This window comes from Paraburkholderia sabiae (assembly GCF_030412785.1).
GTDB lineage: Bacteria > Pseudomonadota > Gammaproteobacteria > Burkholderiales > Burkholderiaceae > Paraburkholderia > Paraburkholderia sabiae.
On record NZ_CP125298.1, the window covers coordinates 366,361 to 386,532 of the forward strand.

The 20,172-nt window shown below is 60.5% G+C and carries 17 protein-coding genes and 9 pseudogenes; 18 read left to right on the forward strand and 8 right to left on the reverse strand.

Features of this window, described 5'->3' with window-relative positions:
* Positions 1-243 precede the first annotated feature (243 nt).
* The 6 genes and pseudogenes from QEN71_RS44750 to QEN71_RS44495 all read right to left on the reverse strand — a co-directional run.
* Positions 244-1,002 (reverse strand): annotated as a pseudogene (locus QEN71_RS44750) (IS110 family transposase); the annotation flags it as partial.
* Positions 1,003-1,132: 130 nt separating this feature from the next.
* Positions 1,133-2,113 (reverse strand): tyrosine-type recombinase/integrase, encoded by a 981-nt coding sequence (locus tag QEN71_RS44475; protein WP_233472231.1) that lies wholly within the window; start codon positions 2,111-2,113, stop codon positions 1,133-1,135.
* A complete protein-coding gene (locus tag QEN71_RS44480) occupies positions 2,110-2,865 on the reverse strand; it encodes a tyrosine-type recombinase/integrase (protein WP_201662723.1) in 756 nt (251 codons plus the stop codon). Before QEN71_RS44480 ends, QEN71_RS44475 begins: the two co-directional genes overlap by 4 nt.
* Positions 2,799-3,476, reverse strand: coding sequence for a hypothetical protein (locus tag QEN71_RS44485; protein WP_290468317.1), 678 nt, complete (start codon positions 3,474-3,476; stop codon positions 2,799-2,801). Before QEN71_RS44485 ends, QEN71_RS44480 begins: the two co-directional genes overlap by 67 nt.
* A pseudogene (locus QEN71_RS44490) lies at positions 3,473-3,691 on the reverse strand (tyrosine-type recombinase/integrase); the annotation flags it as partial. The pseudogene QEN71_RS44490 and the gene QEN71_RS44485, both read right to left, overlap by 4 nt.
* Positions 3,619-4,176, reverse strand: a complete 558-nt coding sequence (locus QEN71_RS44495) for a hypothetical protein (RefSeq protein ID WP_233472255.1) — start codon at positions 4,174-4,176, stop codon at positions 3,619-3,621. The gene QEN71_RS44495 and the pseudogene QEN71_RS44490, both read right to left, overlap by 73 nt.
* Before the next feature lie 134 nt (positions 4,177-4,310).
* Between QEN71_RS44495 and istA the strand changes: the two are divergent.
* Positions 4,311-5,426, forward strand: a pseudogene (istA, locus tag QEN71_RS44500) (IS21 family transposase); the annotation flags it as partial.
* A gap of 6 nt (positions 5,427-5,432) precedes the next feature.
* The gene (gene istB / locus QEN71_RS44505) at positions 5,433-6,221 is read left to right on the forward strand and encodes an IS21-like element helper ATPase IstB (protein WP_201662825.1); all 789 of its coding nucleotides are present in this window, start codon (positions 5,433-5,435) and stop codon (positions 6,219-6,221) included.
* Between the two features lie 824 nt (positions 6,222-7,045).
* Here the strand turns inward: istB and QEN71_RS44510 are convergent.
* On the reverse strand, positions 7,046-7,261 hold the full coding sequence (locus QEN71_RS44510; RefSeq protein ID WP_201662828.1) for a hypothetical protein: 216 nt from the start codon (positions 7,259-7,261) through the stop codon (positions 7,046-7,048).
* Positions 7,262-7,638: 377 nt separating this feature from the next.
* Here QEN71_RS44510 and QEN71_RS44515 point away from each other — a divergent pair, with 377 nt between their 5' ends.
* The 15 genes and pseudogenes from QEN71_RS44515 (at position 7,639) to QEN71_RS44585 (ending at position 18,294) form a co-directional block, all read left to right on the forward strand.
* Positions 7,639-8,817 (forward strand): IS110 family RNA-guided transposase, encoded by a 1,179-nt coding sequence (locus QEN71_RS44515; protein WP_201662831.1) that lies wholly within the window; start codon positions 7,639-7,641, stop codon positions 8,815-8,817.
* A 45-nt stretch (positions 8,818-8,862) separates the two neighbouring features.
* Positions 8,863-9,114, forward strand: a pseudogene (locus QEN71_RS44520) (IS21 family transposase); the annotation flags it as partial.
* Between the two features lie 154 nt (positions 9,115-9,268).
* Positions 9,269-9,826, forward strand: a complete 558-nt coding sequence (locus QEN71_RS44525) for a hypothetical protein (RefSeq protein WP_233472255.1) — start codon at positions 9,269-9,271, stop codon at positions 9,824-9,826.
* Positions 9,754-9,972 (forward strand): annotated as a pseudogene (locus QEN71_RS44530) (tyrosine-type recombinase/integrase); the annotation flags it as partial. The gene QEN71_RS44525 and the pseudogene QEN71_RS44530, both read left to right, overlap by 73 nt.
* Positions 9,969-10,160 (forward strand): hypothetical protein, encoded by a 192-nt coding sequence (locus QEN71_RS44535; protein WP_290468326.1) that lies wholly within the window; start codon positions 9,969-9,971, stop codon positions 10,158-10,160. The pseudogene QEN71_RS44530 and the gene QEN71_RS44535, both read left to right, overlap by 4 nt.
* Positions 10,157-10,852 (forward strand): annotated as a pseudogene (locus QEN71_RS44540) (IS21 family transposase); the annotation flags it as partial. The gene QEN71_RS44535 and the pseudogene QEN71_RS44540, both read left to right, overlap by 4 nt.
* Positions 10,853-11,356: 504 nt before the next feature.
* Positions 11,357-12,201: pseudogene (locus tag QEN71_RS44545) on the forward strand (tyrosine-type recombinase/integrase).
* Positions 12,198-12,788, forward strand: a complete 591-nt coding sequence (locus tag QEN71_RS44550) for a tyrosine-type recombinase/integrase (protein WP_201662864.1) — start codon at positions 12,198-12,200, stop codon at positions 12,786-12,788. The pseudogene QEN71_RS44545 and the gene QEN71_RS44550 overlap by 4 nt, the downstream one beginning before the upstream one ends.
* Positions 12,781-13,776, forward strand: coding sequence for a tyrosine-type recombinase/integrase (locus QEN71_RS44555; RefSeq protein ID WP_201662866.1), 996 nt, complete (start codon positions 12,781-12,783; stop codon positions 13,774-13,776). The genes QEN71_RS44550 and QEN71_RS44555 overlap by 8 nt, the downstream gene beginning before the upstream one ends.
* Positions 13,777-14,042: 266 nt before the next feature.
* Entirely contained in the window at positions 14,043-14,921 is an 879-nt protein-coding gene (locus QEN71_RS44560) for a tyrosine-type recombinase/integrase (RefSeq protein WP_290468327.1), read from the forward strand.
* A gap of 8 nt (positions 14,922-14,929) precedes the next feature.
* Positions 14,930-16,135: an IS91 family transposase gene (locus QEN71_RS44565; protein WP_201662623.1), complete on the forward strand. Its 1,206-nt coding sequence runs from the start codon at positions 14,930-14,932 to the stop codon at positions 16,133-16,135.
* 309 nt (positions 16,136-16,444) lie between these two features.
* Positions 16,445-16,927, forward strand: coding sequence for a Mu transposase domain-containing protein (locus QEN71_RS44570; protein WP_233472225.1), 483 nt, complete (start codon positions 16,445-16,447; stop codon positions 16,925-16,927).
* Between the two features lie 61 nt (positions 16,928-16,988).
* Positions 16,989-17,339: a hypothetical protein gene (locus QEN71_RS44575; RefSeq protein ID WP_233472226.1), complete on the forward strand. Its 351-nt coding sequence runs from the start codon at positions 16,989-16,991 to the stop codon at positions 17,337-17,339.
* Positions 17,323-18,076 (forward strand): annotated as a pseudogene (locus QEN71_RS44580) (ATP-binding protein). The gene QEN71_RS44575 and the pseudogene QEN71_RS44580 overlap by 17 nt, the downstream one beginning before the upstream one ends.
* Positions 18,073-18,294 (forward strand): hypothetical protein, encoded by a 222-nt coding sequence (locus tag QEN71_RS44585; RefSeq protein WP_201662638.1) that lies wholly within the window; start codon positions 18,073-18,075, stop codon positions 18,292-18,294. The pseudogene QEN71_RS44580 and the gene QEN71_RS44585 overlap by 4 nt, the downstream one beginning before the upstream one ends.
* A 304-nt stretch (positions 18,295-18,598) precedes the next feature.
* Here QEN71_RS44585 and QEN71_RS44590 read toward each other — a convergent pair whose 3' ends face one another.
* Entirely contained in the window at positions 18,599-19,078 is a 480-nt protein-coding gene (locus QEN71_RS44590) for a hypothetical protein (RefSeq protein ID WP_201662626.1), read from the reverse strand.
* Positions 19,079-19,374: 296 nt separating this feature from the next.
* Between QEN71_RS44590 and QEN71_RS44595 the strand changes: the two are divergent.
* Positions 19,375-20,122 (forward strand): annotated as a pseudogene (locus QEN71_RS44595) (IS3 family transposase); the annotation flags it as partial.
* Between the last annotated feature and the right edge of the window lie 50 nt (positions 20,123-20,172).

Below are 20,172 nucleotides of genomic sequence, written 5' to 3' on the forward strand. Positions count from 1 at the left end.
TTACGGCTTCACCGCAACCACGGGACGGGGAAGTCCCTTTCATTCGTTGGTACCGCAAGGTGTCCAATGGATCCACACACACAGGATCTATGGCTGTCAAGCTGGTCGACGCCAGTCCATAAATGGCTCACATTGCGGGCGATCCGCTGACTGCAAACTTGGGGACGGCATTCCGGCATCCTATTCGGGTTCGTAGGCTGTTCGTCCAGTCGATACTTGAGGCTTGCCGGCCGCCGTCATAACTCAGGTGAAGCAGCGCGTCGCGTCAAACGGCTTTCGCTCTTTCAGGATGTGGAAGCATGCTCGTGCGAGCTTGTGAGCAAGTGCCTTGCGCGCGACGATACTGTTCGTGCGGGCCTTCTTTCGTTCGTAGAATCTTTTTGCTTCCGCAGAGTAACGTAGTGCGAAGTTGGCAGCTTCGACGAAAGCCCATGACAGGTACTCGTTGCCGTTCTTGGTGTTTCCTTCGCCTTTTTTCTTGCCGTTGCTGAAGCGCCGGCTGTCAACGCAGCGGGCATAGGACGCAAAGTTGCCGGGACTGGCGAAACGCTCGATCGGCCCGGTTTCGAGCAGTATGGTGGTCGCGAGAATTGCGCCGATTCCGGGCACACTGGCGAGAAGGGCATACTCGGCGCGCGCGACTACTTTTTCTTGAAGACGCTTTTCAAGAAGTTCAATCTGCTCGGAAAGCGTAGTGATCACGGCCACGTTGGCCCTGATGGCGAGTGCGACGTCCTCGGGCAACTGCATCTGATCGACGGCATCGGGTGTAAGCCGCTTGGCCTGATTGCTGGTGATGCGTGTGCCGTGCTGGCGGGCGGTTATGTTCTCGACCGCCAGGATATGCTGGCAGCGGCTTCGGACGAGTTGTATCCGTTTCCTGGCGAGATCACGGACGGCACGCTAGTCCGGTGGCAGGATGGTTCCTGTCGGAAGTATCCCAAGGCGCAGCAGATGCGCGAGATAGCGCGCGTCAGTTTCGTCCCCGCTGTGTTTGAGTCCTGCGATTACTCTCCTAATGGGAAGCACCTCGTAATAAGAAGGAAGGGCCTGCCGCCCGATATCTACTGGCTGGTAGGCCACACGACCTTCTCATTATGAGCGCGTGCTCTTCACAGCGATTCGAGCCAGGTCAGCAGCTCTGGATTCCGCTTCCAACGCGGCGGCCGACCGGCTTTGTTGATGGGTCGACCTGCTCGAGCGCTTTTCGCTTGGTCTCTAAATTGGCGCGAGCGTAGTGATTGGTCGTATCCAGTCGAACGTGGCCGAGGTAGCCGCGGATCACCGTCACGTCGACACCGGCAGCGACGAGCTGAACTCCGACGCTGTGACGCCACGTGTGCGGCGTGATCCGCTTTGTCGCGAGCGATGGAACCTGCTCCGAAGCTGACTGAACGTACTGCTTGAGCTTGAAGCGAACCCCGGCTGCACTGAGCGGCTGGCCATATCGATTGACGAAGATAGGCTCGTTATCCTTACGCGGCTGTCGCCTGAGCAGCGCCTTGATTATGGCCACCGTTTCCGGCCACAAAGGACAAATACGACGCTTTCGTCCTTTGCCGAATAGCTCTACTTGAGAAGGAGATTCAAAACGGATGGCTCGTGGACACACATCCAGCGCCTCCTGGATTCGTGGTCCCGTGTTGTACAACAACGCCAGCAACGCATGATCTCGCTGCCCTTCCAGGATCGATTGGTCCGGCTCTCGAAGGACCGCCGCAATCTCCTCGGCATCCATGTAACACATGGCGGGCCGGGACGTCTTCTTGACCGGGATGTGTGCGATCTCTGTGCACTGCGCGATCGCCAGTGGCTCGCGATGGGCGACGAAGGCAAAGAAGCTGTGGATGGCGGCGAGTCGACAGTTGCGCGTGCCGATGGACACCTTCCTGTCTTTCTCCAAATAGTGGAGGAACGCGAGCACCTCACTGGCCTGCAGGTCCGCTAGAGACAGCTGCGTGATCTGCCGTCGCCCACGACTGGCGGTAAATTGAAGGAACATCTTCCACGTGTCGCGATAAGAGCATACCGTGTGCTGGGAAAGATTCCTCTGCTTGCCCATCCATTCATGGAAGAATGCGTGCAGCAAAGAGGCGAATGAACTCTGTTTCATGGCAGGCTCTCCCTCGTCTGTGGCGCCGCTGCGCCATTCTTGCGGAAGCGTTCACAGGCGTCCTGCAGCAACCCCGGCGTGATGTTCAGATAAACCAGTGTTGAGCGGATGTCTTTGTGCCCGAGGTATGTTGCGAGATAGGGAAGCTTGGATTGCGGATTGATTCCCGCCTTGTACCAGTCGCGCATCCGATGGCCAACCATCGTGTGTCGCAGATCATGAACTCGCGGCCCAACTGCGCCGCGCGCGGGTTTGATGTCCGCACGTCGCAGGACGTCGGTCAGAATGAGCCGTATGCCACCTACGGTGTACCCGCAATTGCGCTGTGGACTCCAGAACAAAGGGCTCTCAGGATTCGTTGGAGCGCCGGCTTGCTCACGCACAACAAGATAGTGCTTGAGGGAGGTCATGACTCCAGGAGCCAGAGGCAGCCGACGGTTCTTGAAAAACTTCGTCTCCCGGATCTCGAGAGTTTGCTCACGCAGATCGACATCGCCCAGCATCAAACGCGCGACCTCGCCTCCCCGAAGCCCTGCACAGTATGCAAGCACGAGCATTGTGAAGAGGGTGACAGGACGCCACGAAGCCTTCGGTGAGGGATACAACAGCGCTGCGTGCAAAATCCGCTGTATCTCATCGTCCGTATAGAGATAGGGGGACCGCTGCTGTTGCCGGGCAGAACGAGCTACTCCATCGCCAATTGGCAAGACCGGCACCTGCTGGTCGATCCGGTGCATCGCTTTCGACACCATGCGGCCAGCTCTGCGAGCTTCGAACAAGTGGTACGGCGACGGTTCTTCCTGGCTCCAATGCTCGACGAGTTCAGCCAGCGTAAGCCCAGCCAGCTCAGGATGGCACTGCAGGAACCGATCGAAGCGCAATAGTCTCTGCTCTTCAGTCGATAGCGATAACCGAGCACGCGCATGTGTGCAATATGCTGATCCATCACAACTCCAAGGAAACTTCCGAAGCGAGGAAGCCGGCGTTGATTCTGAAGGTCCGCGTCGCTGTCTTGACTGACGAGGGCTCGCACAATCGGTGTAGTGCGCGGTCCATACTGTCGATGCAGTTCTGCAAATGGGTTCGACGCGATCATCCCCTGGTCATGCAGCCACCGGACATATCGCTCGATCAGGAAGGTCCGGTGATAGAGGATGTGCGCCTGCCACTTGAGACTATGTTCCTTCAGCCATTGCTTTAGGATTGAGATGTCCGGTGATGTAATCGCGCCGTGGTCCGTGAGAAAGCTATTGAAGTTGCACAGAATGCCCGCATAGTTCTTGTGCGTGGCCGGATGGCGAAAACCTTGCGCCCGCAAAAATCGCTCGATGAGTGCTGCATCGATGAACGGTAAATGAGTCATGGCAAACTTCCTCCTGGCAGATCCAAACCGATGGATCGCAGGTCCTCGGTCGCGAGCTTCAGATAGGTTACGGTCGCCCCCGCAGACGTGTGACCCAACACGTCGCCGATGATCTTTAGCGGCACACCAGATCGCAGCAAGCTCACGGCGCGAGCGTGGCGAAAGGCGTGAGGGCCCTTCCTTCCTTGCGGAGTGACTCCGGCTGCTCGCAGACGAGCACTCGTAATGCAGTTGAGGCGCGCTGCCCGAGTGAAGCCAGGAATTCCAACGCATGCTTGGTGCGCTTGGCTCGAGTCAGTGGGTGCAGTCCGCGTAGTTCGCGCAACCATGTGTCGTAGTCCATAACGATGTCTCGATGAAACCCTTCGAGCGCGGTGCTTGGTGGGTTCGGGACCGGCCATGCACCGCGCACAAGACGCAGCATCATATTGATGGCACCGGTGTATCGATGTCGCCACTGCTGAAACGGTGGCAGCTTGCTGTACCGTTGCCGCGATAGTCGATATTGCCCCCGTAAGAACCGTGTCAAATGTTCCGAGCGAACGGTTTCGATAGACAGTCCATTGCGGTTGCAGTAATCCAGTAACTGACGCACGCGAGCCGGATACCACTGCTGGATCCGTAGGGAGTATCCCTCGGCCCTCAGGTGTGCCAGCAGTTTCTCGATCAACAACTCATCAGTTGATAGCGGAGCGGACATAGGAACCTCCTCGGACAAGACCAAGCCTGAGGATGCCACGTGCCCGTAATGGTAAGCAGAATCGCGAAAAAATAAGGCCCGTCGGCGGACCCGACAGTTTCCTTCCGATTATGGCTTCCTTGAGATTAGCGGACGCGGCGCAGCTCGACTTCGGAGCCGGTCCGGTGCTCATGCATGAGTCCGGGGTTGTGCTCAAGACATGGTTCTTCGTGATGACGCTGTGCTGGTCGCGGCACCAGTATGCAGAGATCGTCCTCGATCAAACGGTCGAGACGTGGCTGGCCTGCCACCGGCGTGCCTTCGAATGGTTCGGCGGCCGCGTGGAGCGCGTCATCATAGACAACGCCAAATGCGCGATCACAAAGGCGTGTATGTACGATCCCGAGGTACAGCGCTCGTACGCCGCGCTGGCCGAAGGGTACGGCTTCCGGATCGATGCATGCCCTCCACACGATCCTGCGAAGAAGGGCATCGTTGAGGCCGGAGTCAAATACATCAAACGATCCTTCGTGCCGCTGCGCGAATTCCGCGATCTCGCCGACGCCAACCGTCAATTGCGCGACTGGGTGATGCAGCAGGCCGGCACGCGCGAGCACGGCACGACGCGCGAGCAGCCGCTTGCACGTTTCGCCATCGAGAAGCCACTGCTCGCCAGACTGCCCGATGTGCCGCCAGTGCTGGCCGTATGGTGCGAGGTCAAGGTGCATACCGACGGACACGTCGTCTACAAGAAGGCACTGTACTCGGTTCCGTTCCCGCTCGTCGGCAAGCAACTGTGGCTGAAGGCGACCGACACGGTCGTGCAGGTGTTCCACCGCCATGAGCGCGTCGCGACCCATCCGCGCCTGCGCAAGCCCGGCGATCGCCACACTGTGCGTGACCACCAGCCGCCCGAAACGCAAGCGTGGCTCGAGCACGATCCACAGTGGTGCCTGGCGCGGGCAAAGGATATCGGGCCAGCCTGCCACGCGCTCGTTCTCGCGATGTTCAACGACAAGTTGCTCGTCAACCTGCGCGGCGCACAGGGCGTCGTGAGGCTTCGCGAGAAGGTCGGCGATCAATGGCTGGAGGCTGCGTGCGAGCGTGCGCTCGTGTTCGCCAGCCCCAAGTACCGCACCGTCAAGACGATCGTCGACGAGGGGTTGGACAGCCAGCCCACCGCAGCACCAGCGCCGACGCCGGCGCCTGCCGACACCTATCTGAACGGCGGCCGCTTCGGCCGTGGCCTCCATTCCCTTCTGATCCATTGAGCGCCTATGCATCCCAGTCCAGAACTGAACACGATCCTCAAGCAGTTGCGCCTCTCGGGCATCCTTGACTCGCTCGAGCAACGCAACCGTCAAGCCATCGACGGGCAACTTGCCTACACGGAGTTCCTCGCCATGCTTCTGCACGACGAGGTCGCACGGAGAGAGCAGAAGAAGCTCGGCGTGCGGCTTGCCCGCGCTGGCTTCTCCTTGGGCAAGACGTTCGAGAACTTCGACTTCGACCGCGCTCCCAAGCTCAACCGCGCTCACATCCATGATCTCGCCGCCGGCCGCTATATCGACGAGAAGGTCTGCGTGCTGATGGTCGGCCAAACCGGCGTCGGCAAATCGCATCTCGCGCAGGCCTTGGGCCACAGCGCCGCACGCCAGGGCCGCAATGTCCTGTTCATCACGCAAACCGAATTGCTCAAGAAGCTGCACGCAGCACGGGCGACTGACCTTTATGAACGCAAGTTGCAGCAGTTCGTGCGCGTTCCGGTGCTGATCGTCGATGACTTCGCACTCAAACCCCTGCGTGCGCCCCATGACGAAGACTTCCACGACCTGATTGCCGCCAGGTATGAGCGCGCGGCGACGATTCTGACCTCGAATCTCGACTTCAGCGAATGGGGCGACGCGTTCCCCGACAACCGCATCCTCGGTGCTGCCACGCTCGATCGGCTAAGGCACGGCGCCTACCGCGTCGTCATTGAGGGTGAAAGCTTCCGCAAGCCGAAACCGATGCCCGAAAACGGCGAAAACGCGGTTGCAAAATCAGGCAAAAAAACGCATTCTTGAGTCCCTTCGAAATCGCGTTTCGGGGCCATTCCAGGTGGCCTCATTACGCCGATCATCCCCGGCTCGATTACGCCGATCCGTGACAACAGAAGCGGCAATGCCCGAGCGACGGCGTTGGGGGCCATCGTGGCAGCCGTCTCAATGGCCGATGTCGTCGAAGTCGCGATCAGTAGAGCATCAGCGGTGGGCTCGACGGAAGAGTGATGCGTCACTTTCTCGCGCCGCTGGCGATAGCGGCGCATCCTGGCGGCATGCGCCATGCGACCGCGCCGGCTGCGCTGGTAACGGCGACCAGCCTCGCGCACGCTGGCTCGTCGTGAGGCCTGGGCGCAGTCGCGATTGCAGTAAGTCTGGCTGCTATCACAACGGCGGCAGACGATGACCTGCGCCCGGCAACTGGCGCACACGTACAGGCGGCCCGTGGGCGGCTGCATTGGCGGCTCCTCCAGAACGCCAAAGACGAGGAGGAGCCGAACCAAGTCGACGGGCCGCGTGAGCAATGCGATACTGACGGCTCACACGGCTCACGGCTCTCCGGCCGGCCGACAGGCCCGCCATATGGATACCCTGTGGAGGCGCAGCGCCGGACTGGACTTGGCGGTTGAGGCCGGCGCTGCGCCTGTTGTTCTTCTTCTTTGGCAAACGCCTTTCTACCATGCAGGCGGCCCGCTCCGATTCAGGGCACGCCTGCAGTCGCCCTACGGGCTCCCTACGTCGCGCCCTGAATCAACGTCCCGTTCCCTGTGCGTTGAACGCTTCCGCGATGCCTGTCATCATCGCCCGTGGCGCCGCCGAAGTATGACGCCGCCGTTTAATGTCGGTTTTCAACCGCCGTTCACACCGGGTATGGGCAGTTCAAACTTCTCCACCTGAGAACCGCCGGCTGAGCTTTTGAGCGAGCGGCTAAACAATGTTGCAGGACGTCTATTTTCTTCTCCTTCGAACAAGAAGGAGATCAGGGAGTGAACGTCTTGAAGCAACCTCTGCAAAGCACGATATTTTCGTTGCTCGAACGCGAGGTGAGCCAGCGCGGGATCCATGAGCTCATGGGCGTTGATCGCAAGACGATTCGTCGCTACCAGGCGATCTTCGAGTCCGGGCGTGCAGCGACAGCAAATTCCCCCCACGGTGCCCGCCGGTCCCGCACAGCCGGTGGGCGTGCAAACTCCTGCACCTCAAATTCCGCCCCCGTTACTATCTTCACTCCTCGACAATCGAGGATTTGGCCAGCTAGGCCCGGCATGATTCTCGCCCCCAGTCGCAGTCATGATCCGGGGGGTGTTGTCACCGGGCCTGGTGGGTGGCTGGTGATCGCTAATAGGGGCTCGGCCAGGATATCTTGGGGCCGTCCGTAACGTGGATGCCGAGACTTGCCACCGATGTTGCAGGCCAAACCGTTCAACCTGCAAAGCCTTCGATGCAAGAAAACCAACAACATAGCTCTGTCGATGTATTCGTCGGCGTCGATGTCGGCAAAGGCCACCATCACGCCGTCGCCCTCGATCGGCGCGGAAAGCGCCTTTACAACAAGGCGCTGCCCAACGATGAGGCCAAGCTGCGCGCCCTCATTACCGAACTCAAGACGCACGGCCAGCTCCTGTTCGTCGTCGATCAGCCTGCCACCATCGGCGCGCTGCCTGTGGCAGTTGCACGCGCTGAAGGCGTTTTGGTCGCATATCTACCGGGTCTGGCTATGCGCCGCATCGCCGACCTGCACGCCGGTGAAGCCAAGACTGATGCTCGCGATGCCGCCATCATTGCCGAGGCCGCGCGCTCCATGCCGCATACGCTCCGATCACTTCGGCTGGCCGACGAACCACTCGCCGAACTCACCATGCTGTGCGGATTCGACGACGATCTCGCGGCACAGATCACGCAGACCAGCAACCGCATTCGAGGTCTGCTCACCCAGATCCATCCGGCGCTGGAAAGGGGCCTGGGGCCGCGCCTCGACCATCCGGCCGTGCTCGATCTGCTTGAGCGATACCCGTCACCCGCCGAGCTCGCCTCAGCCAGCGAGAAAACACTCGCCAGCCGCCTCACCAAACTCGCACCTCGCATGGGCAAGGGCCTGGCTGCCGACATCGTCCAGGCGCTCAGCGAACAGGCTGTGATCGTGCCCGGTACTCAGGCCGCAACCATCGTCATGCCGCGTCTTGCCCAGCAACTCGCATCCTTGCGCAAGCAACGCGAGGAGGTTGCCAGCGAAGTTGAACGTCTGGTGCACGCACACCCTCTTTGGCCGGTCCTGACCAGCATGCCGGGAGTCGGCGTCAGGACCGCCGCCAGACTCCTCACTGAAGTCGCTCACAAAGCCTTCGCATCGGCTGCGCATCTCGCCGCCTACGCCGGCCTCGCCCCAGTGACCCGACGCTCGGGCTCGTCCATCCGTGGCGAACACCCGTCCAGACGGGGCAACAAGGTACTCAAGAGAGCGCTCTTCCTCTCGGCCTTAGCTGCCCTTCGAGACCCGATCTCAAGGGACTATTACGCGCGCAAGGTCCAGCAGGGCAAGCGCCACAATCAGGCGCTCATCGCTCTCGCTCGACGACGCTGCGACGTGCTGTTCGCCATGCTGCGCGACGGCACCCTCTAACAACCAAAATCCGTCCCTACCGCTTGACGAATCACATAGGGGCACCCCCCGCGCCCACCGGCTTCTGATGCTGCCGCGCCAGCCAAACCCTTCAATTTTGCACGCTCGGCGAGCGAACCATATCGCGATTGGATCAAGCAGCAGGTGCGCCTGAGGCGCAACGCCCGCGCCATCTACCAGGCTTTGGTCGGCCAGTTCGGCGTTACCGCCAGTTACGACAGCGTCAAGCGTTTCGTGCGCGCCCTTCGTCACGTCGAACCCGAGCAGTTCGACCGCCTCGAGTTCGTGCCCGCGGACTAATCGTAAGCTTGCGATTAGTCCGCTAATCTCAAGGAAGCCATAATCGGAAGGAAACTGTCGGGTCCGCCGACGGGCCTTATTTTTTCGCGATTCTGCTTACCATTACGGGCACGTGGCATCCTCAGGCTTGGTCTTGTCCGAGGAGGTTCCTATGTCCGCTCCGCTATCAACTGATGAGTTGTTGATCGAGAAACTGCTGGCACACCTGAGGGCCGAGGGATACTCCCTACGGATCCAGCAGTGGTATCCGGCTCGCGTGCGTCAGTTACTGGATTACTGCAACCGCAATGGACTGTCTATCGAAACCGTTCGCTCGGAACATTTGACACGGTTCTTACGGGGGCAATATCGACTATCGCGGCAACGGTACAGCAAGCTGCCACCGTTTCAGCAGTGGCGACATCGATACACCGGTGCCATCAATATGATGCTGCGTCTTGTGCGCGGTGCATGGCCGGTCCCGAACCCACCAAGCACCGCGCTCGAAGGGTTTCATCGAGACATCGTTATGGACTACGACACATGGTTGCGCGAACTACGCGGACTGCACCCACTGACTCGAGCCAAGCGCACCAAGCATGCGTTGGAATTCCTGGCTTCACTCGGGCAGCGCGCCTCAACTGCATTACGAGTGCTCGTCTGCGAGCAGCCGGAGTCACTCCGCAAGGAAGGAAGGGCCCTCACGCCTTTCGCCACGCTCGCGCCGTGAGCTTGCTGCGATCTGGTGTGCCGCTAAAGATCATCGGCGACGTGTTGGGTCACACGTCTGCGGGGGCGACCGTAACCTATCTGAAGCTCGCGACCGAGGACCTGCGATCCATCGGTTTGGATCTGCCAGGAGGAAGTTTGCCATGACTCATTTACCGTTCATCGATGCAGCACTCATCGAGCGATTTTTGCGGGCGCAAGGTTTTCGCCATCCGGCCACGCACAAGAACTATGCGGGCATTCTGTGCAACTTCAATAGCTTTCTCACGGCATTGCGCCGTCGGGTCTTCCATGAGGTTCGTACTGCTACCGAACAAAAAGGAACCGACCCATGACCATCAAGGCTGAAGTTGAGGCGCAGATCCTGCGCTATTACCACGTCGAGAAGTGGCGCTGCGGCACCATCGCGCGTCAGTTGCATGTGCATCGCGGCACCGTGCAGCGTGTGCTGGCCCAGGCGGGCCTGCCGCGGGGGGGCGTCGTGCAGCGGCCCTCACGAATTGATCCCTACCTGCCATTCATCCATGAGGCGCTCAGGAAGTTTCCTTCGCTGACGGCCAGCCGCGTCTATGCGATGGTGACCGAGCGTAACTACCGGGGCAACATTCACCATTTCCGGCACCTGGTCGCGATCCATCGTCCGCGTCCGACACCGGAAGCCTATCTGCGTTTGCGCACCATGCCGGGAGAAGTGGGTGAAGTCGACTGGGCCTCATTCGGCCACCTGCAGATCGGTCGCGCGCGCCGGCCGCTGATGGCCTTCGTGATGGTGCTGTCGTTGTCGCGCCAGATCTGGCTGCGCGTCTTCCTCGATGCCCGCATGGACAGCTTCCCGGCCGGCCACGTGGGCGCCTTCGTAGCCTGGTCCGGACTGCCCAGGATCCTGAAGTACGACAATCTGCGCAGCGCCGTGCTCGAGCGTCAGGGCGATGCGATCCGATTCAACCCGGCACTGCTCGCGTTCGCCAGCCATTACCGGTTCGAACCGAGGCCGGTGGCCGTGGCGAGGGTCACGAGTATGGCGCGGTAAAAAATATGTCACAGTGGTTCTCAACAACCCCGCATCGTCTATCGCGTGGACGTTTCCATGACGACATAATTTTCAGGCTGATACTGATATTCCACTGATCAATGATGGGGGAATATCATGTTCGAGACTCTCTTTACGCGTCCGCATGTTCTTGCTGCCCACAATCTCGCGCCCTGCGTGGAATCCAGGAAGCGCTTCCTCGTACATTGTCAGGAACAGGGTTATCCGCTCAGGTCGATTCGGAAGATCGCGTGGCTCCTGCTGGTGTTTTCACAGAGCATTGATCTGTCCCGCCCGCGGTTAATAACGCACAAGGAAATTGCGTTTGCCGTTGACCATCGGATTCGACTTCTCCGAAGTGAGCGCACGAACGAGTCCCGCAGCTCGCGGCTTCTGTTCATCCATACCGCCACGGCCTGGCTGCGCTTCCTGGGGCGTCTGGAGGAACGGCATCCTATAGAAGAACCATTTGTTCGCTATGTCGAGCACTACGTCGATTTCATGCGCGACCAGCGAGGACTTTCCTCTGCCACGATTTCAACCTGTCGTGATGAGATCGGCCATTTTCTGGCAATGGTCTGTCGCCCTGACAAGGCACTCGATGCTCTCACTATCCACGATGTCGACACCTACCTCGCCTGTCAAGGCAACCGCGGCTGGAGCAGAGTCTCATTGCACGCGCTTGCGAGCACGCTGCGCAATTTCTTCCGGTACGCAGAAGGACAAGGATGGGCTACCAACGTTGCGTCGGGCATTGAAGCACCTGTGGTGTATAGAGAGGAGGGGTTGCCCCTCGGGCTGAACTGGGATGACGTGCAAAGGTTTGTCGCCAGCTTTGTCGGCGAGAGCACGATCGATCTACGCAACCGTGCGATGATCATGCTGCTGGTTGTTTACGGACTGAGGCGCGGCGAGGTGGTACGGCTCCGTCTGGAGGACATCGACTGGTGCGGCGAGATCCTTCATGTCAATCGTCCGAAGCAACGCTGCACACAGCAATACCCGCTGGTGGCAACCGTTGGAAACGCCATTCTGCGCTACCTGAAGGAAGCGCCCATAGAGAGCTCTTCCTGTCGGTCGAGGCGCCGATCCGACCGCTGTCACCCGGACGCGTAAGCGGCATTGTCCGCTCGCGTCTCGCGACGCGTGGCATCGACATTCCGCGGCGTGGCGCACATTGCCTGAGGCACGCCAACGCCCGGCATTTACTCGACGCTGGTTTTGCGCTGAAGGAGATCGGTGATCACCTCGGCCATCGCAGCGCTTCGTCGACGAGAATCTATGCAAAGGTCGATCTGTCCGGACTGCGGTGTGTGGCCGAAATCGATCTGGGGAGTCTGCTATGAAGCTCTCCGAACTCGTCGCCCAATACGTGAGCCACAAACGGGCGTTGGGCATGCGCTTCAATTCCGAGGCGGCCACGCTTGCCTCATTCTGCCGGCTAACCATGCAGGACGTCGATCTCGACGAAGCCGTCCTGCACGTGCGAGAGAGCAAATTCTATAGATCGAGGCTGGTTCCGCTAGGCGCAGATCTGAATAGAGCGATGCAAACTTATGCCCGGCAACGCAACCAGAGATTTGGGCAGGCACCGGATGCGCCATTCTTCTGCTTACGCGATGGTCGCCCCCTGAACCAGAAAGCTGTGCGCAAGGCCTTTCAGCGACAGCGTACTCTGGCAAATATCCAACGCGAAGGCGGTGCGTCCTGCCAGCCGAGGCTGCATGATTTGCGACACTCAGGCGCAGTGCACCGGCTAATCGCCTGGTATCGCTGCGGCGCGGATTTGCAACTGTTGTTGCCGCAGCTCGCGACCTATCTCGGCCACATCGATCTCGCGGGCACCCAACGCTACCTTACCTTGACGCCCGAGTTGCTGAATGCAGCGAGCACGCGCTTTGAAACGTACGTCCTTGAGGTGCAACATGAATAGCTCATCCCTGCTGGGTCCGTGGATCCGACGTTTCCTGATTGAGTATCTGGTGGGCAAACGTAACCTCGCCGTCAATACGCAAAGAAGTTACCGCGACATGCTCATGCTGTTGCTTCCGTATTTGGCCGCCAAGGTCGACAAGCGGATCGATCGCCTGACCGTTGATGATCTCTCCGCGCAAATGGTCCGTCTGTTCCTGACGCACATGGAAGAACAACGCCACTGTACGCTCAGCACACGAAATCAGCGGCTTGGCGGCATCCATGCGCTGGCTCGCTTCATCGGCGAACATGCGCGTGAATACGTCGACTGGTGGGCACAGATTCATCTGATTCCTGTTAAGAGAACCAGTCGGCCGGAGATCAGCTACCTTAGCAGAGAGGAAATGGACGCCCTGCTCGCTGCCTCTGACGTCAATACAGCGCAGGGGCAGCGCGAACATGCGTTACTGCTCTTCATGTTTAACTCAGGAGCGCGTGCAAGCGAAGCTGCGCGCCTCAAGATTGGCGACGTTGACGGGCACACGCGCTCGGTCAGCATCGTCGGCAAGGGGAACAGACATCGCCGCTGCCCGCTCTGGAAATCCACGCTCGATGCGTTGCGCTCACAGTCCGAGGGGAGGGCCGCAGACGCGCCGGTGTTCCTCAATCGATTCCACCAGACGATGACGCGCTCCGGCATTCATGCATTGGTCAAGCGCTGCGCTATCCGTGCTGCAGCCAACGTGCCATCGCTCGCCGGCAAGAATGTGCACCCACATGTGATTCGGCATACGACCGCCTCGCTACTACTCCAGGCCGGTGTCGACATCAATACGATACGCGGCTGGCTTGGGCACGTTTCGTTGGAGACGACCAATATCTACGCCGAGATCAATCTGGAAACAAAGGCGCGGGCGCCGGCGACATGCGAAGTGGAAGGCGGTGCCGAAGGACAAAAGCAATGGCGGGATCAGCCCGACCTAATGACCTTCCTCCGCACCTTGTAACCGAATAATATGTGCTGTTCGCTTTCCACAAAGGTACTGCCTTGGCCTAGTTCGTTATCGAGCAGCACATATTTTTTACCGCACCATACTCGTGATAGTACTAAACCGCTGACGCGGTAGTGGGGGGTGGGCACAGGTCTATGACTGACGTTTCATGAAGTGGGTCGTCTGGCGTTGAACCCCAGCGAAGCGGTGACCGGTATCACCAGGAGCAGTATGTGAACGCCCGGTTGGGCATTCCACCCACTGCTTCCAGGAGGCTCGCCATGACGCCACTGCGCCAACGCATGCTGCATGACATGCAGATCCGCAACCTTGCAGATAATACCCAGAAGTCCTATCTGATTCAGGTATCCAGTTTCGCCCGACACTTCCGCCGTTCTCCCGAACTGCTGGGTCCCGAAGAGATCCGGGCCTGGCTCATCTATCTCCGCGAAGAACGCGAGCTGGCACCCGCCAGTCTCAGCCCGGCGATCGGTGCACTGCGCTTTCTCTATCGCGTGACGCTCAAACGTGACTGGAGCGACGAGGATTTCCCATTGCCCAGGAAGCCGGTCCGCCTGCCGGTTATCCTCAGCCTGGAGGAGATCACCACCTTCTTCGACTCGATCCCCAGCCTGAAGCATCGGACCATCCTGATGGTTGCCTACGCAGCCGGCCTGCGCGTGTCGGAAGTCGCCCACCTGCAGGTCACGGACATCGACAGCAAGCGCATGGTCATCCGTGTGAACCAGGGCAAGAACCGCAAAGACCGCTACGTCATGCTCTCGCAGCGTCTGCTCGAGATCCTCAGAACGTACTGGCAGGACGCTCACCCCCGCGGCTGGCTGTTTCCCGGTGATATTCCTGGACACCCCATCACGCGGGGCGCCGTCTCGCGAATCTGCGCTCTCGCACGCCAACGATGCGGCATCCAGAAGCCGATAACACCGCATTGCCTAAGGCATGCGTTCGCCACGCATCTGTTGGAAGCCGGTACCGATGTGCGCAGGATCCAGCTGCTCATGGGCCATAGGTCCCTCGCGACTACTTCGCGCTACCTGAGAATCGCGACCAGCACCGTGTGTGCCACAGCGAGTCCCTTCGATCTGCTGCCGCACCCCGCACCGATTCCATCGCCGCCACCTGCGCCCGAGTACTTCTGAAGCCGGCGATGCGCCCGGCGCTCGAAGTGGCGGACATCCTTCGCCGCTGTGGTCCGCAGTATCGGCAAACCCATGCCGAGGGGCTCACTCGTGTCCAGCGGCGGGTGATGAGTGCGATCGAGCTTTGTCGTACCGCCGCGCTTGGCGGGCATGTCGAGCGGTGCGACGCGTGCGGCCATCAGCGCATCGCCTACGACTCGTGCCGCAATAGACATTGCCCGAAGTGCCAGTCGCTCGCCCGCGCGCAATGGCTTGAACGCCGGCAGGCCGAGCTGCTTCCCGAGACCGAGTACTTCCATGTCGTCTTCACGCTTCCCGAACCCATCGCGGCTCTCGCGTACCAGAACAAACGCGTGCTCTACGACATGCTGTTTCGCGCCAGCGCCGAGACGCTGCGCACGATCGCCGCCGACCCCAGACATCTCGGTGCCGAAATCGGCTTCATCACGATCCTGCACACGTGGGGGCAGAATCTGCTGCATCATCCGCACGTGCATTGCGTTGTGCCGGGCGGCGGCATCGCCCCGGATGGCGAGCACTGGATCGCCTGCCGTCCCGGCTTCTTCCTGCCGGTACGGGTCCTGTCACGGCTCTTCCGACGGCTCTTTACACAGCAGCTGCGCCGCGCATTCGACGCCGGCACGTTGCGCTTCCATGGCCAGCTCGAGCCGCTGCGTGATGCCCGGGCGTTCGCGGCCTGGCTTGCACCCGCGGCACGGGCGGAGTGGGTGGTCTACGCCAAGCCACCCTTTGGCGGTGCCGAACACGTGCTCGATTACCTGGGCCGCTACACCCACCGCGTCGCCATCTCCAACAACCGGCTGCTCGCCTTCGACGGGCACACCGTGCAGTTCCGCTGGAAGGACTACCGGTACGAGTCCAGACAAAGAACCATGACGCTCACGGCCGACGAGTTCATCCGTCGCTTCCTGCTGCATGTGCTGCCTGACGGCTTCAAGCGCATTCGCAGCTACGGGTGGCTCGCCAACTGCCACCGTGCCGACAGGCTCGCCACCTGCAGGCAGCTGCTCGGTGTCGAGGCTCCCGCCGCTGCCGCAGCCGAGCCCGGGGAAGACTACCGTGACCGCTACCAGCGACTCACCGGCAGGTCACTGCGCGACTGCCCCGTCTGTGGCAAGGGACACATGCTCCGCATCGAAGACATGCCCGGCAGCCTTCCACGAGCCCCGCCAGGTCCCACCCATGCGCGCTAGTTGCCACCGCACCTGTTTCCGCACACGTTCGCCTTTCCTGAAGAGGTCAACGCGGCTGCACTCGTGCCTTCGATCTGCTGGCGCACCTGCGTACTCCAGAACGGCGGGTGATTTGCCGGTTCACCCGCACATTCCCGCTTCCTTTACACGTGATGCTTCCCACTCCCGTCAGAAGTACCGGTCTGATCGCCCCTGCAAGACATCACAAATTACCGCGGCGGTCATTCAATGCCCATAGCGGCCACCGCCTGTGGAGCGGTTCAGCACAAACATTTTTTTGATTACCGGTCGCGGATCAGGTCCGACGACATGGTGATGCGCTGGTTGCCGCGACCGCCAACCAAAAAAATCTCTGCATTATGGCCTCGAGGCCATAATCACGAAAAAGGTCGCGTCGAAAGAGCGATTCGGTATGCACGGGAAAGCTTCTTCGCGGCCCGCAAGTTCAACGACCTCGATGACCTGAACGCCCAGGCTGCACAGTGGTGCGCGGGCTTGGCAGCCGAGCGTCCCTGCCGGGAAGAACCGCAGATGAGTGTACGCGAGGCCTTCGAGCGTGAGCAGCCCAGTCTGCTTGCGCTGCCAGACAACCCGTACCCGTGTGAACTGCAGTTGCCCGTGAAAGTCGGCAAGACGCCGTATGCGCGCTTCGACCTGAACGATTACTCGGTACCCCACACCCATGTGCAACGTACCCTCACGGTACGTGCCGATCAGCACCGGGTACGCATCCTTGATGGCGCCGATGTGTTGCCGTGCATGTACGCAGCTACGATCGCGGCGCGCAGATAGAGGTCGCTGCACACGTCGATGCATTGGTCCAGCGCAAACGCGAGGCCCGTCATCACTGCGGGTGGGCCATCTCACGCGCGCCGCACCGGCTGCCCAGACCCTGATACTGCGCGCGGCCGAGCGCGGCAGCAACGTGGGGAACATCACCGCGCAGCTGTTGCGTTTGCTCGACCGCTATGGCGCCACCGAGTTGCAGGCGGCGATCGAGGAAACCCTCGCGAGCGACGCCGCGCCTCACCAGAATCCGGTACGCCTGGCATTGGAGCGCCGCCGGGCTGCGCGCGGAGCGCCTCCACCGGTCGCCGTGAAGCTGCCGGAACACGTGCGCGACAAGGACAAGCGCGTGACGCCGCACCGGCTCGACATCTACGACCAGCTCACAGCGGAGGCCGATGATGACAAACAGGACTGAGCAGTTGCACGAGCGCGCCCATGCCTTGCGGATGTACGGATTGCTCGCGCACTGGAGCGAGATCGCCGACGCGTCATGGGTCGAGCCGTTGCTGCAGTGGGAAGAGCAGGAACGCGCGCGCCGTTCGCTCGAGCGGCGTATCCGCGACGCCCGCCTGGGCAACTTCAAGCCGCTGGCAGACTTCGACTGGGATGGCCCGAACGGATTGACCGCGGTGCGCTCGAGGAACTGATGGCGCTCGAGTTCGTCAGGGAGAGGTCCAACGTCGTGCTGATCGGGCCGAACGGCGTGGGTAAATCGACACTCGCACTGAACCTCGCGTACCGGTCGCTCATCCACGGCTACGCGGCGCTCTTTACCACCGCTGGCCAGATGCTTGGCGAGCTGGCCGCGCTCGACAGTGACTCGGCGCTGCGCCGGCGCCTGCATCGCTACGCTTCGCCCGAAGTGCTCTTGATTGACGAGGTAGGCTACCTCTCGTACTCGAACCGCCATGCCGACCTGCTGTTCGAACTGGTGAGCCGCAGGTACGGCGCCGCGAGCACGGTGGTTACAACGAACAAACCGTTCGCAGCATGGCCGGAGGTGTTTCCGAATGCGCCCTGCGTCGTGTCACTGGTCGATCGCCTCGTGCATCGCGCATCGAGGGCGAGTCGTATCGCGTCAAGGAAGCGCGCGAGCGGGCCGAGCAGCGCGCCAGGAGGCGTAACGCTGCGCGCCCGGAGAAGAAGCCGTGAGCCGCCGCACGCACCCGTCTTCGGGCCTGTCTCGCGGGCTGCACTTCCTGATCGACGCGGACTGGTCGCCCCAGCAGGCGTTCGTCGTGTTCGAGCTGCTCAGCGATCTGCGCGCGCGCATCTGGATGCGTTACGGCGTCGCGTTACACGAGCTGATCTGCGAGCAGCTTTCAACGCCCACCGGTGCCGACATCGACGACATCGAGGGAGGATTCTGATCCTGCTTTACTCGCCCCGCGGGCGCTCACGTCTGCGAGGCATGGTCGAGTGTTTAGCTCAACCTTGCGCCGCCGTCTGGTGTCGGATCTATGCCGCCGCCAACACTCGGAGGAGTTTGGGTGCCCGCCCGGGGAAAACGACGCGACAAAGCCGCGGGAACTGCCTCAGTCGGTAAGGCGATAACTACCGTTACCGATGCGCGTACAGCCTACGTTCGTCACCTTGACCAAGCCCCAGAGGCGACCTTATTCAAGTCTGGAAGACCGCACGCCGGATGAGGCATACTCCGGACGCTGCCTGCGTTTAAGTCGGGAGCATGATTGAATCAGTGTCTGAATCAGTGTCCCCGTACCCATCCAAAAACAGCGTGGCAGCGTCGGCCATGGCTTTATCTTTTTTGCGTAGATCGCGCTCGAGCACCTTGATGCGGAGCCGAGCAGCGTTTGCCTCACCTCGTTTGACGCGTCCAAAGGCTCGCAGCCCGTCCTGGGCGGCAATGCTCCATAAAGTGAACTCCAGAAAAGACACGTTTTTTGACCTCAACCACTCGTTCCTATTCTCTACGTCGCGGGTCTGCATCGTCCGAGACACCGCCTCAAGCATTAGCTGCGGTGTCCATCCCCGCGCAGCCGCGCTCGTGGCTATCGCTTGCGCGCGCCACATCTCGAGTGTGTGCACTGGCACACCCGTTTCCATTGAAACCGTTTCCAACGCTTCATTGTTCGACGTTGCCAACAAGCGGTTTGCGATCTGCTCCTTGAACTGCTGTTTATACCGCGGCACCTTTATCTCTCATTGCCCCCACGGTTCAAATACTATCGACCACATCCATGCCGCTTTTGGGGGGGCACCCACAGCGATTGTAAGAATGCAGCGCCGGTGATAACCAGATTGCTGTAGATCATGGTGCCCCATTGTTACGGGACGTGCCCAGAGCACAACGAAATGATCATTGCGGAAGCGAACTGCTGAGCTTGCCCCGAAAAACCTAATCCCTTGCTGAGAGCAGCTAAACTCAAGCAAGGAGAAGAACGATGACAAGCAAGGCAAAGCGAGCGCAGTACACGCTCGAGTTCTAACTGAAAGCGGTGCGACTGGTTAAGGCGGGGCAAAGCATGGCGGCGACACTGGGAGTGGTTGAACAGACGCCGTACAACTGGGTGAGCTGATCGGGAGGGTAAGCTGACAGGAGCCGGCACGAAACCTGTGAGCTCGGAGCAGATGGAACTGGCGCGGCTGCGTGCCGAAGTGGCTCGCCTGAAGACGGAGCGAGATATTTTAAAAAAGCAGCCGCGTAATTCGCCAAGGAGTCGATGTGAAGTACGCGTTCATCGAGCGCAATCTACACCACTGGCCGGTCTCGGTGCTATGTGAAGTGCTGGAAGTCAGTCCCAGCGGATATCATCAGCGCTGGCAACGCACCGCGCAGGCCAAGCCGCACCGAGGCCGCGTGACTGACGACGCACTGTTTGTGCACATCAAGACGATTCACACGCAGGTCAGGGACGAATACGGCTGGCCGCGCATGTGGAAGGAACCGCTCACGCATGGCGTGCGCGTGGGCAAAGAGCGGGTGCGCAAGCTGATGGCGCAGCATGGCATTCAGGCCCGGCACAAGCGCAAGTACATCGCGACGACAGACTCGAACCACGATTTGCCGGTGGCCCCCAATCTGCTGAAGCGCAATTTCACTGCAACTGCACCGAACCAGGTCTGGGCGACCGACATCACGTATCTGGCGACAGCCGAGGGCTGGGTGTACCTCGCGGTCATCATCGACCTGTTTAGCCGGCAGGTGGCGGGCTGTCGATGCAGCCGCACATGAAGGTGTTAGCGCCGATGTGAAACTGACCCACCGGCGGGTCCGAATTCGATCG